Raw genomic sequence first — 14,168 nt, 5'->3', positions numbered from 1 at the left:
TCTGCATTATTTGACAGTAGGGGAATCCGTCTCAAAAGGTTGCGGTTCCCCAGCATTAGCTCAGTAAGGCGATCGCTTTGATTTTCGCCTCCATCGGTCAAGACATAACGCCAGACCTAATCCAGACTTTCCTGGAGTGCCATCTGCATTAAAATGTCATGGGTGTTATCACTGTGTCCATCGGCATGACTTTCCTTTTGGAGATAACGACCATCGGGCTGTAGTTGCCAAGCAAGACGGTTGTCCGACAGCATAATTCCCAAAATTTCATTGAGATCCCCAATAAGCTTTGGGTCTTCAACGGGGGTTACCGCTTCTACCCGGCGACTGAGGTTACGGGTCATCCAGTCAGCACTACCAATGTACATTTCTTCGCTCCCTCCATTTTGGAAATAATAGATGCGAGAATGCTCTAGGAAGCGGCCAATGATGCTAGTGACACGAATATTCTCGCTGAGACCCTCAACGCCAGGACGAAGACAGCAAATTCCGCGAATAATGAGATCTATTTCTACCCCGGCCTGGGACGCTCGATAGAGCGTTTGGATCATCTCAAGGTCTACTAGGGAATTCATCTTAGCGACAATCCGGCCACTGCCGCCTTTTTTTACATGGGCAATTTCCCGCTCAATCATCGCCACCATCCGGGGCCGGAGCGTAACGGGGGCGACCAGTAACTTCCGATAGGTATTTTGCCTGGAATATCCCGTCAAAAAGTTAAACAGTTCTGTCAAGTCAGCGGCTAAATCTTCACGACAGCTCAACAGGCCAAGATCTGTGTAGAGCCTGGCTGTTTTGGGATTGTAATTACCCGTACCAACATGGATATAGCGACGAATTTTCTTCTGCTCTTGGCGCACTACCAAGACAATTTTGGTGTGGGTTTTGAGGCCGGCTAAACCATAGACCACATGGACACCTTTTTGCTCGAGGGTACGGGCCCAATTAATGTTATTTTCTTCGTCAAAGCGAGCCTTAAGTTCTACCAGCACGGCCACCTGCTTGCCATTTTGGGCAGCGGCGATTAGGGCTTGGATGATCGGGGAATCCCCGGAGGTGCGATAGAGGGTCATTTTGATCGCTAACACGTCGGGATCGTGGGCCGCTTGGGTGATGAATGCCTGCACCGTTGAAGCAAAGGAATGGTAAGGGTGGTGCAGGAGGCGATCGCCTTGGCGGATAAGCTCAAAAAAATCCGGCTCAAAGTCTTCGGTCGAGCGGTTACTTTTTGTCCCATCGAGCCAAGCGGGTACGGTCGGTGACCAGGGTTTATCCTTGAGATGCTTGAGGGGCAGGCCCAGAAAGGTGAAGAGCGAATCAAGACCCATCAACCCCTCTACTTCGTACACATCAATTTCTTGGAGTTCTAGTTCTTTGATGAGCATTTGTCGCACATCTGCTGGCATGGAGTGATGAATTTCCAAACGCACCACAGAACCGCTAAAACGCCGTTTGTGGAGCTGCTCTTCAATGGCCAACATCAGATCATCCGCTTCATCTTCTTCCACTGACAAAGAAGCATTACGCGTCACCCGGAAGGCATAGCACTCCTGGATATTCATCTGCGGGAAAAGAGTATCGAGATTGTGGGCGATCACCTGCTCAATGGGAACACCCACCCACACTGCTTTTTCTTGATCTGGGTAATAACAGAGCTCCTCAGGCAAAGTCACAAAACGAGCAAAATTTCCGGGGACTTTGACCCGGGCAAACCGCTCCTGCCGGTCATCTTCGGGTTCTTTAATCACGACGGCGAGATTGAGGCTGAGATTGGAAATGTGGGGAAATGGGTGACTCGGATCAACTGCCAAGGGCGTTAAAACAGGAAAAATATGCTCTTGGTAAAAGTCATGGAGATAGTTGCGTTGTTCGCGGTTGAGATCGAGATAATCAACGATGTAAATACCTTCCTGGGCAAGGAGGGGCTTGAGTTGGTGTTGAAAATGCTGGTCCTGCAACTGTACGAGGGGTTTCAGGCCTTCATAAATAGCTTGGAGTTGTTCGGCCGGATTGCATCCATCGAAGGATAATTTACTGACCCCGGCTTCAACCTGCTGCTTCAGACCCGCAACCCGCACCATAAAAAATTCGTCGAGATTACTACTAAAAATAGCGAGAAATTTGAGACGCTCCAGCAATAAATTGCGTTCGTCTAGGCCTTCGCTCAAAACCCGACGGTTAAACTCAAGCCAACTGAGTTCCCGATTAAAATAGTATTGTGGATTGTCGAGGTCGGTTTTGAGCTTGCTAGCGGTTTTCGCTGAGGACATATACTTTTTATGCAAAAAATCGAAACAGTGACAGGGCGCTTTCCTTGTCATTGTAAAAGAGTAAACCCCATGACTAATCGTTATCGCAAACTTTTGCTTTTTCTTAGTCTCGGCTTAATGCTGGGCATGGGAAAGGTTTCGGCGGCATCTTTGATGGGGCCAATTTGGGATCCACTCCTGCCGATTCAGCAGGGCGATCGCCCTCTCAATGAAACTCAAATCGCCCAACTTGAACAGGCAGTGATCGCCTTAGAAGAACAGGGTTTTGCGTTATGGGCCGCCGGGGAAAAAGAACGGGCGATCACCCTTTTAGTTCGTCAACTGCGACTGCGCCAGGTTCTACCCGATCGACGGGCAGAGATCGAGAGCTTGGGTAAGGTTGGGGCGATCGCCTGGGAAGACAACGAAACCACCGTGGTCAAAAGTATTACCGAGCGTCTTGTCACCATTGAACGGCAGGACTTTCCGGGAAACTATCGTCTCCTCCTTCCCCTCGCTACTGCCTATGAGCAAATTCGTGAAATCCAGCCGGCGATTGCCCTCTACCGTCAACACCTAGATACCCTAGAGGATCCCTATAAACCAGAAATTTTACGACTGATTGCCCAACTGGCTACGGATTGGTTTAGAACGGACGATGCCCTCGCCGCATTAGAAGATATTGCCGCGCTTAACGCCCTGACGATCGCCGACCAAGAACAATTAGCCACACTGTACGAACAGAGCGATCAACTTGAAAAGGCGATCGCCCACCAACAGGAGTTAGCTGCTTTTTACCTCCAAGATCAAGCTTTTTTACCGTTGATTCGTACCTCCCAGCGGTTGGCTCACAATTACCAAGCACGCCAAGACTATTCCCAAGCGATTAGTTTTAGCCGAAATGCCTTTACCCTCGCCTGGGAAATGCGCTATTTTGAAGCCGCCGAAAATGCCCTCAAACAATTGGCAGACCTATATTTAGCCCAGGGAAGAGACACCGCTGGAACTCAAGTCTATGAACAACTCCTGACGGTCCAAAATGCAAGTTATAACCGCTTTGGGATGATGGAAACCTACCGTACCCTCGCAGACCTCTACCAACAGACCGACCGCAACTCTGATGCCCTCATCGCTCTCCAAAATGGTTTGGCGATCGCCGAAGAATTGAACCACAATATTAACGACTTTACCGAAGCCATCGACACCCTATCGCTGCAATGAAATTGTCTTTGAATAAATTTTCGATCCTAGACCGCTACATTGTCGGTGAACTCAACCTCGCTTTCATCTTCGGTTTGGGTCTTTTTTCGGCCTTGGGAGTCGCCGTTGGCAGCCTATTTGATCTCCTAGCCCAAGTCCGAGAATCACGACTTTTGTTCGATGTGGCCCTTAAGGTCATGGCCCTAAAAATGCCTGAATTTATCGGTTTTGCCCTGCCGATGGCAGTATTATTGGCCACTTTAATTGTCTATAGTCGCCTGTCGGGGGACAGTGAAATTGTTGCCCTGCGCAGCCTGGGCATCAGCGTTTATCGCCTGATTCTGCCAGCCCTCCTTTTTAGTATTCTGGTGACGACGCTGACTTTTATTTTTAAAGATCAAGTCATTCCCCGAGCCAATGCCCAAGCTACCCTCATCCTCGACCAAGCCCTCCAACAACAACAGGGAGAATTTCGAGACGAGAAAATCATTTACCCCGAATACGGTGAAGATGAGGTCTTAAAACGTCTATTCTATGCGGCCGAATTTGATGGTAAACAAATGAGAGATCTCACCATCATTGATCGCTCCAACGGCAGCCTAAACCAGATTGTCACTGCTGAAGCGGCGGGCTGGGATCTGGCCCGTAATCAGTGGAATTTTCAAAATGGCATTATCTATCTCATCAATGCTGATGGTTCTTCTCGCAATGTTCTGCGTTTCGATCAACACCAAATTCAACTGAGTAATGAATTAGATCTAAATCAGGAAGAACCCAAGCACGAAGATATGAGCCTTGCTGAACTGCAACGCTACATCGCGACATTGGCGGCGCAGCCTGACCGTGATGAAACTAACTTCCGTAAACTCAAAGTGCGCTTTCAGGAGAAGATTTCCTTTCCGTTTATCTGCTTGGCGATCGGTTTGATCGGTGCAGCCATTGGCTTGCGACCCCAGAGCGCCAGTAAAGCAACAGGGTTTGGTCTTTGTGTTGGCTTGGTCTTTGGTTATTACTTTATGGCTTTTATGATTAGTTCTGTGGGGGTAGCGGGCTATCTTCACCCAATTTTGGCGGCCTGGTTGCCAAATCTCATCGTAATGGCGATCGCCATGGGTTTGGTTTATCAAACAGCGAAATAAAAGATCTGATGTTGCGCCTAAAGAACAAGCGCAATTGTCTAGTTGCCAATATCCGCAAGGCGAAAACCCATTTGACACTCATAGGTGGTCGCCGCCTTCACTGGGCTGCCTTGGATGAGGTGAGCACAACACAACTTACCCTGGCGCACACGGGGAGTGCCCCTTTGATCGGCCATCAGACAACCTTGACAAATCTGATCAGTGGGTAGAATTTGTCCATCCGTAAGGATCATCAACATTTGATCTTTCCTCCAGTGCGTTTTCCCACATCCGCTTAACTTTATATTGTAGGGCGATCGCCTCCTAAATTCGTCAAACCTGCTACACTGCTTAACCCTCAGAGAAGGCTGGCCCCAGTCCCTGATGGAATATTTGCTAAAATTTTAGCGGCGCCGATGGTATAATGCCCCATTCGCGCGAGATATTTTTCAGTTTTTATCTACCACTATTTGCGATTGCGAAAGGAAGACCTCACCGTGACCCAAACTAACCTTGATTTTTTAGTCCAAACCGATAGTATTGTCGCTGGCATGATTGCCAGTGAGCTCAATCGCCAGCGGGTACACCTCGAACTAATTGCCAGTGAGAATTTTACGTCTCCAGCAGTAATGGCTGCCCAGGGTTCTGTGCTCACGAACAAATATGCAGAGGGTCTTCCGAGCAAACGTTATTACGGTGGCTGTGAATTTGTTGACCAAGTTGAACAATTGGCCATCGACCGGGTAAAAGAATTATTTGGGGCTGCCCATGCTAACGTTCAACCCCACTCTGGCGCCCAAGCAAACTTCGCTGTTTTCCTTACCCTTTTAGAGCCGGGAGACAAAATCATGGGTATGGATCTGTCCCATGGGGGGCATCTGACCCATGGTTCACCGGTAAATGTCTCGGGAAAATGGTTTGAGGTGGTTCAGTATGGCGTCAATAAAGAAACAGAGCGCCTTGATTACGACGAAATCCGGGAAATTGCCCTGCGGGAGAAACCGAAACTCATCATCTGTGGTTACTCCGCTTACCCACGGATTATCGAATTTGACAAGTTCCGGGCGATCGCCGATGAAGTGGGTGCTTATCTGATGGCAGACATTGCCCACATTGCAGGTTTGGTAGCCACTGGCCATCATCCCAACCCAATCCCCTACTGCGACGTAGTCACCACCACCACCCACAAGACTCTCCGGGGCCCCCGGGGTGGTCTGATCATGACCCGGGACGCAGAGCTGGGCAAAAAATTTGACAAGTCTGTTTTTCCTGGTAGCCAAGGCGGGCCCCTCGAACATGTGATTGCCGGGAAAGCTGTCGCCTTTGGGGAAGCGCTTAAGCCGGAATTTAAGGCTTATTCTGCCCAGGTGATTGCCAATGCCCAAGCGATGGCAAATACTTTGGTCAGTCGTGGTTTTAAGTTAGTTTCTAACGGCACCGATAATCACTTGATGTTGGTGGATATGCGTTCCATCGGCATGAACGGGAAGCGGGCAGATGAGTTGATCAGCGGCATCAACATCACTGCGAACAAAAATACGGTGCCTTTTGACCCTGAAAAACCTTGGATTGGTAGTGGTATACGTCTCGGCTCCCCAGCGATGACTACCCGTGGCCTTAAAGAAGTAGACTTCACAGAAATCGCCAATATCATTGCAGATCGCCTGCTCAACCCTGATGATGAAGCGGTGAAACAAGATTGTCTCGGTCGTGTGGCTGATCTGTGCGAGCAGTTCCCGTTGTATTCCCATTTAGGTATTCCAGTAGCGGCGATCGCCTAAATTTTCTAAGATTGGTTAAAAGTATAGAAAGCTCAGGTTTAATGGAAACGGTAACCTGAGTTTTTTTATTCTGGTTTTGTTTCAATCTTGACGGCCTGTCGCCAACTCCCATATGCCGAAAGAATTACTGTATCTAGTTACGAGTCTAATCGCTCTCACTGTAGTGCTGATTAGCACCCCCATTGTGAAAGCAATTGGTCTACGCAGTGGCCGGGTAGACCAGCCCAACGAACGGAAAGTCCATGACCGACCGATGGTGCGATTGGGAGGAGTGGCCATTTTCACTGGTACGATGATCTCCCTGGGGACAGCTTGGCAAATGGGCTGGTTTCCAGCCTTTAACCCAGGGGAGCAAGGACCGATTTTAGGGGTGATTGTCGGGGCGATCGCCTTTTTTGCAATTGGTTTTGGGGATGATTTATTCGAACTTAGCGCTCTGTCACGGCTGTTGATGCAATTTACCGCAGCGGGGCTTGTGTGGCAGATGGGGGTCCGTATCGACTTCCTCACCATTCCCTTCACTGGCGAAGTCTTTTCCGTCGGCTGGCTCAGTCTACCTTTTACGCTTATTTGGCTAGTCGGAATGGCCAACGCCATCAACTGGATTGACGGTCTTGATGGCTTAGCTGCGGGGGTATCCGGCATTGCCTCGGCCGTCTTGCTGGTGACGACCCTCCACCTCGATAAACCAATGGTGGCTTTTATTGCGGCAGCTTTGGCCGGGTCAGCCCTGGGCTTTTTGCGCTACAACTTCAACCCTGCCCAAATTTTCATGGGAGATGGCGGCTCCTATTTTATGGGCTTTACCCTGGCAGCGATGGGGGTTGTTGGTTTGGTAAAAACAACGGCGGCTGCCGCCGTACTCTTACCCTATGTGATTTTGGCAGTACCCCTGATTGATATGACGACAGTGGTTTTTTCTCGCATTAGTAGTGGTGCTTCGCCCTTTAAACCCGATAAACGCCATCTCCACCATCGTCTGTTAGCAGCAGGATTTTCACACCGGGCAACAGTTTTATTTATTTATGGGCTTACCCTCTGGGCGGGAAGCTTGGCGATCGCTATTTCTGGACTACCCAGTGGGACACTCTATGCCGCGATTATTTCAGTGGTTGTCGGTTTGTGGGGCTGGCAACTGTGGCGACAGCGGGATATTTAGATATGCCACCAATGGCCATAAGACAACATTAGCCACTATGCTTAACGCCTTCTGGCCTGAGAATCACGGGGAAAAGTAGCACACATCTCAAAATTTTATAAAGATTTAAGAATCATGTCCTTTATTTTCTGCATTCAGTTTAATTGGCTACTCTAGAGTCAGTTCCATGGGTTATATCCTCAGGACAACCAGCACTTGCGACCAAGGATATGACAATTTTTATGAAAATAACACCTCGATTTTTCCCTTCACTGCTGATTACGATTGCCCTAAGTTTCTTAGCACCAATGGCTATTTTAGGACTGCTTTTGACCTTGTCTACGGCAGTGAGCCTCTGTTCTGGTGTTGCCATTGAACTACTTACCGAAAGTCTGGCCAATATCCTGAAAGTCTTTGGCAATGGCCGTATTTGGGAAGGAATCTTAGTGATCGCGATCACCTGTGGTTTTGTGGGGGGAATTTTTGAAACCTTTAATTTTTACTATTATCAGAACACCCATTAAGGAACAAAAGTCCTGGGGATGGTCGTCTTAGGCAACAACGGAAAAATAAGATTGGTGATGTGCGCAAGCAGTAAACTTGGGGTTTGCGAGCCAATCTCTCCTCCCTTGTCAACCACAGCCACAGGAATACAAACATGATGTTGTCTCGTCAGAAAAAACGCTGGGTGTACGGCCTGATGGCCTGCATTCTTGCAATCAGCGTCAATCTCGCGACGCCAACCGTCAGTCACGCCGGATTTTTGGAAAATCTATTGCGTGGTGTGATCAATTGGGGAGTGCAAAGCTATCAACTTTCGAACCTCTCTGACGCCCAGGAGCAAGGTTTTGGTCAAGAAATTCACAATAATTTAATACGCTCCGGCCGGGTGAAACTCTACAACAACCAACGGGTCGTCAGTTATGTTAATGAAATTGGCCAGCGTCTCGCGCGCGAAAGCACTCGACCCAGCTTAAACTATCGCTTTTTTGTGGTGGAAGATGACAGCATTAATGCCTTTGCCACCATGGGCGGCTATAACTACATCAACACAGGTCTGATCAAAACAGCAACTAACGAAGCAGAGTTAGCTAGTGTGATTGGCCATGAAATTGCTCATATTGCCGCCAAACACTCTCTGGCCCAGATGAGAGTCCAGGCGCGGAACCAGGGTCTCCTGACTGCAGCAGGTTTAGACAGTAGTCAAATTGTGCAACTGGGAATGGCGATCGCTGTCGATTATCCCAACAGTCGTAGCGATGAGATGGAAGCAGATGACCTCGGCTTTAATATGTTGACCCGGGCCGGATATGCCCCAGAGGCAATGGTTTCATTTATGCGCAAACTTATGGATGCCAGTGGTGGAAGACGTCCACCGGGTTTCTTGAGTACCCACCCTGCTACCAGTGACCGGATCGCCCGCTTGCAGACCAGGGTTAATGGCTACCAAGGTAATGCCCAGGGAACTCTCTATACAGAGGGATTAAATCAACAGCGCTATCGGAGTCGAGTCACGCCCCTCTAGGGTATCTATTAATCCTATTAATTGAATGTAATTGTTCAAAAGTTAAAGAAAATAAAAAAGGGGCGATCGCCCCTTTTTTATTGGGAATATCTAACTGCCAATCAAAAAGCTTTGGGATAACTCAGGAAAAGCCACCGATATTTTTTAAAGACAATTAACTAACAGTGAGCGCGGTAAATTCTGCCTGGCACTGGCACCCATGAGAATAACTGAGGAATCCGTGCGTTGATTATGTTTTCTTAATGGAACTAATTGAAAGAATGAAGTGGCTGTGGATTTGTCAAAGGTGTAATACCCACCACACCAGGGACATCAATGCAGCAATCAATTTTATAAAAAAATCAGAGGCCTGTGGACACTTTGACTATCCTCACTGAGTACAAGTATGGCTGTTAGGAATCGTTTAGATAGAGAACGTAAGACACTGGTAAGATACCCGTCTGTTGATGGCCATTTCCTTGGGAGCCGGCAGCCCACTCTCTGTGCCTCGGCCATGGGCGTCGGGAAAGTTTACCGTCTCTGTCTTTGTCTAAGGATATTTAGCATTGCATCTTCCACTCGTTCTTGGAGGGCAGGATTATTTGACAGTTGGTTTGTAATGCTGTTGAAAGTCCGGCGGGGCATGATGTCATCGACAAGGTTTGGCAAAACTTCATTGCAATATCGACGCACTTTGCCAATGGCAGCCCGGTGGTTCAGGCGATTGATACTTTGGGGCTGATCGCAGCGAATTTCCCAGTCCGGCTTGCGGCCAATCATTCTTTCGACTTCAAGTAACAGATTATCCATGTTGTTATTACCGTAAATGGCAAGGTAAGCTTCGGCATAACGGTTAATATCTGCAGCACTGGGCTGTGATTGGGCGATCGCCTGATTCTCCCAACTCACGAGGCTAGGTTTCAGAGTAACTTCAGGCACTAATCCTAACCCAAGGGAACCAAAGGCAAAGCAGCTACTGAGGAGATAATCTTGGACACGGCGGCGTGAAAACATAGTGACCGATAGGGTATAAAAGCGGCGGTAGTAATTTTTGAATGTACTTAATATTAGAGAATTGATTTCAGGGGGGGAAGTTCCAAAAAAGAAATTTTCTTGTCTTTTATTTGTAGATTTAATGAAATTGTTCACAGAGTTGGAGAATTTTTGTGGGGAGAAATTCGGCGGCGATCGCCCCCTGCTTTAAACCCGCTTCGAGCTCCAGTAAAATTGGCAAGGCTTTCAGTAATTTTTGACTCGGTAGCCGTGCAATTTCTTTTCTCAAAAAAAATAAACGCTTCGGGTTTTTGAGATCTGCGAGTTTGGCGATCGCCCCTTCATCCCGTTCTCCCGCTTCCTCCATGACTGTAATGACCGTCCAGAGGCGAAATTGACCGATGAGCGTGGCCGTAATCTTGAGGGCGGGTTCATTTTGGGCGAGCAATTCCCCAACTAATTGCAGAGCAACCCCCCCTTGACCTTTCCGAATCGCTTCACAAAGTTGCAGGCTATTTTGATTGGTGGCCACCACCAGGGTTTGAATTTCTGACTGGGTTAAGGGCTGGGGGCGATCGCCTTGGTAGATTTTTAGTTTTTCCAATTCATTCCAGAGCCGCCGCGTATCGTTACCCACCGCTTCTCCCAACAATTCTGTCGCTTGGCGATCGAGGTTTACCCCCAATTCCCGCGCAGTTGCCTTGACTCGGTCGGCGAGGGCTTCTGTCTGCCAAGGGGGAATCGGCGAAAATTCCCGCACCTTGGCCTGTTCATGGATCAGTTTTGTCGATTTCAAGCGCTTATCGGGTTTTTTGCGACTGGTAATCAACAGGTGAGCATTGTCGGCAATAACAGGTAAAGTGCGCTGTAATTCTTGCAAAAGACTTTCGGAACAGGACTGACATAGGCTTGCTTCATTGAGCCAGACCAGCCGGCCCCCCATGCCAAAAGGTGGCGTCATCACTTCGTTGAGGGCGGCGATAATACTCTCCTCTTTGCTGCCATCGTAGGTTTGAAAATTAAACGAGAGCCAAGCCGGGTCGAGAATAGATTGCTTGAGTTGATCGATTGCTTGGGCGATCGCAAAATCATCCTCACCCCAGAAAAAATACACCGCCATGGCCACCCATTAAAATCACGAACAAATCGAGGTAAAGTGAATAGAGCATCCCTCCCGACTTAACCATTATGCCCAGAACACAGCGTAACGATAACTTCATCGATAAGAGCTTTACGGTGATGGCAGATATCATCCTCAAGATCCTGCCCACCAATAACCGCTCTAAAGAAGCCTTTGCCTACTACCGCGATGGGATGTCGGCCCAAGCCGATGGGGAATATTCCGAAGCCCTAGAGAATTACGAAGAAGCCCTCAAACTCGAAGATGATCCCAATGACCGCAGCTATATCCTCTACAACATGGGTCTAATCTACGCTAGTAACGGCGATCACAGCAGGGCCCTAGAGCTATACCACGAGGCGATCGAGCTCAATCCCCGGATGCCCCAAGCTTTAAATAACATTGCGGTGGTGTACCACTACCAAGGGGAAAAAGCAAAACAGGCAGGGGATGAAGACACGTCAGAAGATCTCTTTGATAAAGCAGCAGAATATTGGAAGCAGGCGATCCGCATCGCTCCAAACAACTACATCGAAGCCCAAAACTGGCTGAAAACTACTGGCCGCTCAGAAATGGATGTGTTCTTTTAAAAACCATTTGATCATAATTCCAGGATGAATCCAGAGAGTTTTACTTTAGTTTCATCCACCCCATGTTTCGATAACTATTTAACCGATAACTGAAATGATTGATTTGGAACAAGTCCGTAAAGTTGCCCACTTAGCTCGCTTAGAACTGACCCCGGAAGATGAAGCAAAATTACCGGAACAGCTCAGCGCGATCCTGGACTATGTAGAGCAGTTGAGCGAACTTAACACGGATGATGTGCTGCCAACTACCCGGGCGATCGATGTGAGTAATATCACCCGGCCCGACACGCAAAAGACCTATGGCGATCGCCAACTTTTACTTGATAACGCCCCTGACCGCGAAGATGACTATTTTCGAGTGCCAAAGATTCTTGGCGAAAGTGAGTGAGCAGAATTATTCAATTGAATTTGCTGTTATGAATCCTCGCAAGGGGATTTTTTTGTGCTCCTATGGGATGGATCCCATAACTCTCCAGGACTTTCCGAAAATTTGTACAATACAATACGGTTTCTTTAAAAAATATTAAGGTTTTAACCATGGGCCAGACCACAGAAGCACAAGCAATGAAGTACGGTGAGCGGGAAATCGAAAATGGTGAGCTAATTACCTTCCCGAACCCCCGCCCTGGAAGGCATTACACCATTAATATCACCCTGCCGGAATACACCTGTAAATGTCCTTTTTCTGGCTACCCTGACTTTGCGACTATCTATGTTTCCTATATACCGGATCAAAAAGTTGTGGAATTAAAAGCAATTAAGCTCTATATCAATAGCTACCGCGATCGCTATATTTCCCATGAAGAAGGGGTCAATCAAATCCTCGATGATTTGGTGGCTGCCTGCGATCCCCTCGAAATGACGATTAAAGGGGATTATCAACCCCGTGGTAATGTGCATACTGTCGTTGAAGTCACCCACAAAAAAGAACAAGCATGATGATTCTCGCTTGGCAATTTCAATCCCCTGGTCCCATTTTGTTTGAAGTGGGTAATTTCGCACTCCGTTGGTATGGCCTTTTGATTGCTTCGGCGGTTTTGATCGGCGTTAGTCTGTCGCAATTTCTCGCCCAACGGCGTGGGGTTAAGCCGGAGCTGTTAGCCGATTATGTCATTTGGGGCATTATTGGCGCGATTCCTTGCGCCCGGCTCTATTATGTGTTGTTTCAATGGGGTAACTATGCAGATCGACCCCAGGATATTTTGGCGATTTGGCAGGGGGGGATTGCCATCCATGGGGCAATCCTTGGGGGGGCGATCGCTGCACTGATTTTTTGTCGCTTAAACCGCCTTTCTTTTTGGCAGTTGGCTGATTTGATTGCCCCTTCCCTAATCTTGGGCCAGGCGATCGGCCGTTGGGGAAACTTTTTTAACTCCGAAGCTTTTGGTGCCCCCACCGATTTACCCTGGAAGCTCTATATTCCCCCGGCCAATCGTCCCTTAAGCTTGATTGAGTATGAGTATTTTCACCCGACTTTCCTGTATGAATCCCTTTGGAATCTCGGTGTTTTTGCTCTGTTGCTCTATCTGTTTTTTTGGGGTCTGCGCCATGGCGATCGCCTGAAAACAGGCACGATTTTCTTTACTTATTGGATTACCTACAGTGCCGGTCGAGTCTGGATCGAAGGCTTGCGCACTGACAGCTTGATGCTGGGGGGCATTCGCGTCGCCCAGTTGGTGAGCTTGACAGGAATGGCTTTGGGGATCTTAGGGTTGGTCTGGTTATATGTCTTAAAACGGCGGTTACCTGATGTGCGATCGCCTCGGGAACTACGAGAGGCCGAAGCCCAGTCCGAAAATTCTGAAATTTGATCGCGAACCTAACATCTCTGTTGTTACTAAACCCATGGGTCGAACTATTCTTGTGACCGGTGCTGTCCGCTCAGGCAAAAGTGAATGGGCCGAATACCTTGCTTTTCAGTCCCAGCGCCCTGTCACCTACATCGCCACTGCCACCGAAGATCCCAACGATCCCGAATGGGTTGCCCGCATCCAACACCACCGCGATCGCCGTCCCGCAAGTTGGGGTTTCATTGCCGAATCAACCCAGCTAACCTCCGCCATCCAAAGCGTTCCTCAAAATCACTGCATCTTGCTAGATTCCCTAGGGCTTTGGGTGGCGAGTCACTTAGAAACAGAGCCCAGCCAATGGCACCATCTAACAAGCGAATTTTTGGATTTACTCCGGACTACTCCTCAAATGATGATTCTTGTGGCAGAGGAAACGGGCTGGGGAGTGGTTCCCGCCTATCCCATGGGTAGAATGTTTCGCGATCGCCTGGGGCGTCTCATCCGCGAAGTCGGGTTAGTCGTTGATGAAGCATATCTTCTTGTTGGCGGTCATGCTCTAGACCTCAAACATCTCGGGCAACCCTTGCCTCCGGTGAAAGATCCCCTTACCTGAAAGGAATGTATCTTTTTGTAACAAAAACCCCGCTAGATATTAAGAAAAGTGTTTACACTCAGATTATGAAAT

General features: G+C 48.4%; 16 protein-coding genes. 12 read left to right on the top strand and 4 right to left on the bottom strand.

Going from position 1 to position 14,168, the window contains the following annotated elements; all coding sequences use genetic code 11:
* Positions 1–116 precede the first annotated feature (116 nt).
* A complete protein-coding gene (gene ppk1, locus ACZ45B_RS01430; RefSeq protein ID WP_024546753.1) occupies positions 117–2,270 on the bottom strand; it encodes a polyphosphate kinase 1 in 2,154 nt (717 codons plus the stop codon).
* A gap of 69 nt (positions 2,271–2,339) precedes the next feature.
* Here ppk1 and ACZ45B_RS01425 point away from each other — a divergent pair, with 69 nt between their 5' ends.
* Together ACZ45B_RS01425 and ACZ45B_RS01420 are read left to right on the top strand one after the other, a co-directional pair.
* Complete coding sequence (locus ACZ45B_RS01425) at positions 2,340–3,470, top strand: tetratricopeptide repeat protein (RefSeq protein ID WP_148293447.1); 1,131 nt, start codon at positions 2,340–2,342, stop codon at positions 3,468–3,470.
* Positions 3,467–4,588 (top strand): LptF/LptG family permease, encoded by a 1,122-nt coding sequence (locus ACZ45B_RS01420; protein ID WP_024546751.1) that lies wholly within the window; start codon positions 3,467–3,469, stop codon positions 4,586–4,588. Before ACZ45B_RS01425 ends, ACZ45B_RS01420 begins: the two co-directional genes overlap by 4 nt.
* A gap of 38 nt (positions 4,589–4,626) precedes the next feature.
* Here ACZ45B_RS01420 and ACZ45B_RS01415 read toward each other — a convergent pair whose 3' ends face one another.
* Positions 4,627–4,827: a hypothetical protein gene (locus ACZ45B_RS01415; RefSeq protein ID WP_024546750.1), complete on the bottom strand. Its 201-nt coding sequence runs from the start codon at positions 4,825–4,827 to the stop codon at positions 4,627–4,629.
* Between the two features lie 237 nt (positions 4,828–5,064).
* Between ACZ45B_RS01415 and glyA the strand changes: the two genes are divergently transcribed.
* From glyA to ACZ45B_RS01390, 5 genes are all read left to right on the top strand, one after another.
* Complete coding sequence (gene glyA / locus ACZ45B_RS01410; RefSeq protein ID WP_024546749.1) at positions 5,065–6,348, top strand: serine hydroxymethyltransferase; 1,284 nt, start codon at positions 5,065–5,067, stop codon at positions 6,346–6,348.
* Between the two features lie 112 nt (positions 6,349–6,460).
* Entirely contained in the window at positions 6,461–7,507 is a 1,047-nt protein-coding gene (locus tag ACZ45B_RS01405) for an MraY family glycosyltransferase (RefSeq protein ID WP_024546748.1), read from the top strand.
* A gap of 221 nt (positions 7,508–7,728) precedes the next feature.
* A complete protein-coding gene (locus tag ACZ45B_RS01400; RefSeq protein ID WP_024546747.1) occupies positions 7,729–8,010 on the top strand; it encodes a hypothetical protein in 282 nt (93 codons plus the stop codon).
* Positions 8,011–8,144: 134 nt separating this feature from the next.
* Positions 8,145–9,011, top strand: a complete 867-nt coding sequence (locus ACZ45B_RS01395) for a M48 family metallopeptidase (RefSeq protein WP_236612507.1) — start codon at positions 8,145–8,147, stop codon at positions 9,009–9,011.
* Between the two features lie 242 nt (positions 9,012–9,253).
* On the top strand, positions 9,254–9,388 hold the full coding sequence (locus ACZ45B_RS01390) for a zinc ribbon domain-containing protein (protein WP_148293446.1): 135 nt from the start codon (positions 9,254–9,256) through the stop codon (positions 9,386–9,388).
* A 133-nt stretch (positions 9,389–9,521) separates the two neighbouring features.
* On the opposite strand, the gene ACZ45B_RS01385 is transcribed toward ACZ45B_RS01390, so the two are convergent.
* Together ACZ45B_RS01385 and holA are read right to left on the bottom strand one after the other, a co-directional pair.
* Positions 9,522–10,004 carry a DUF4168 domain-containing protein gene (locus ACZ45B_RS01385; protein WP_038027981.1) on the bottom strand — a complete coding sequence of 161 codons (483 nt, stop codon included), beginning with the start codon at positions 10,002–10,004 and terminating at the stop codon, positions 9,522–9,524.
* A gap of 118 nt (positions 10,005–10,122) precedes the next feature.
* Positions 10,123–11,103: a DNA polymerase III subunit delta gene (holA, locus tag ACZ45B_RS01380; RefSeq protein ID WP_024546744.1), complete on the bottom strand. Its 981-nt coding sequence runs from the start codon at positions 11,101–11,103 to the stop codon at positions 10,123–10,125.
* A 68-nt stretch (positions 11,104–11,171) separates the two neighbouring features.
* Here holA and ACZ45B_RS01375 point away from each other — a divergent pair, with 68 nt between their 5' ends.
* From ACZ45B_RS01375 to cobU, 5 genes are all read left to right on the top strand, one after another.
* Positions 11,172–11,693, top strand: a complete 522-nt coding sequence (locus tag ACZ45B_RS01375; protein ID WP_024546743.1) for a photosystem I assembly protein Ycf3 — start codon at positions 11,172–11,174, stop codon at positions 11,691–11,693.
* A 94-nt stretch (positions 11,694–11,787) separates the two neighbouring features.
* A complete protein-coding gene (gene gatC / locus ACZ45B_RS01370) occupies positions 11,788–12,081 on the top strand; it encodes an Asp-tRNA(Asn)/Glu-tRNA(Gln) amidotransferase subunit GatC (protein ID WP_024546742.1) in 294 nt (97 codons plus the stop codon).
* Between the two features lie 149 nt (positions 12,082–12,230).
* The gene (queF, locus tag ACZ45B_RS01365; RefSeq protein WP_024546741.1) at positions 12,231–12,632 is read left to right on the top strand and encodes a preQ(1) synthase; all 402 of its coding nucleotides are present in this window, start codon (positions 12,231–12,233) and stop codon (positions 12,630–12,632) included.
* Complete coding sequence (gene lgt, locus ACZ45B_RS01360; RefSeq protein ID WP_024546740.1) at positions 12,632–13,504, top strand: prolipoprotein diacylglyceryl transferase; 873 nt, start codon at positions 12,632–12,634, stop codon at positions 13,502–13,504. Before queF ends, lgt begins: the two co-directional genes overlap by 1 nt.
* 34 nt (positions 13,505–13,538) lie before the next feature.
* The gene (gene cobU, locus ACZ45B_RS01355) at positions 13,539–14,096 is read left to right on the top strand and encodes a bifunctional adenosylcobinamide kinase/adenosylcobinamide-phosphate guanylyltransferase (RefSeq protein ID WP_024546739.1); all 558 of its coding nucleotides are present in this window, start codon (positions 13,539–13,541) and stop codon (positions 14,094–14,096) included.
* Positions 14,097–14,168: the final 72 nt, after the last annotated feature.

The organism is Picosynechococcus sp. NKBG15041c (assembly GCF_055380235.1).
This window is presented reverse-complemented; position numbering and strand designations above follow the sequence as displayed.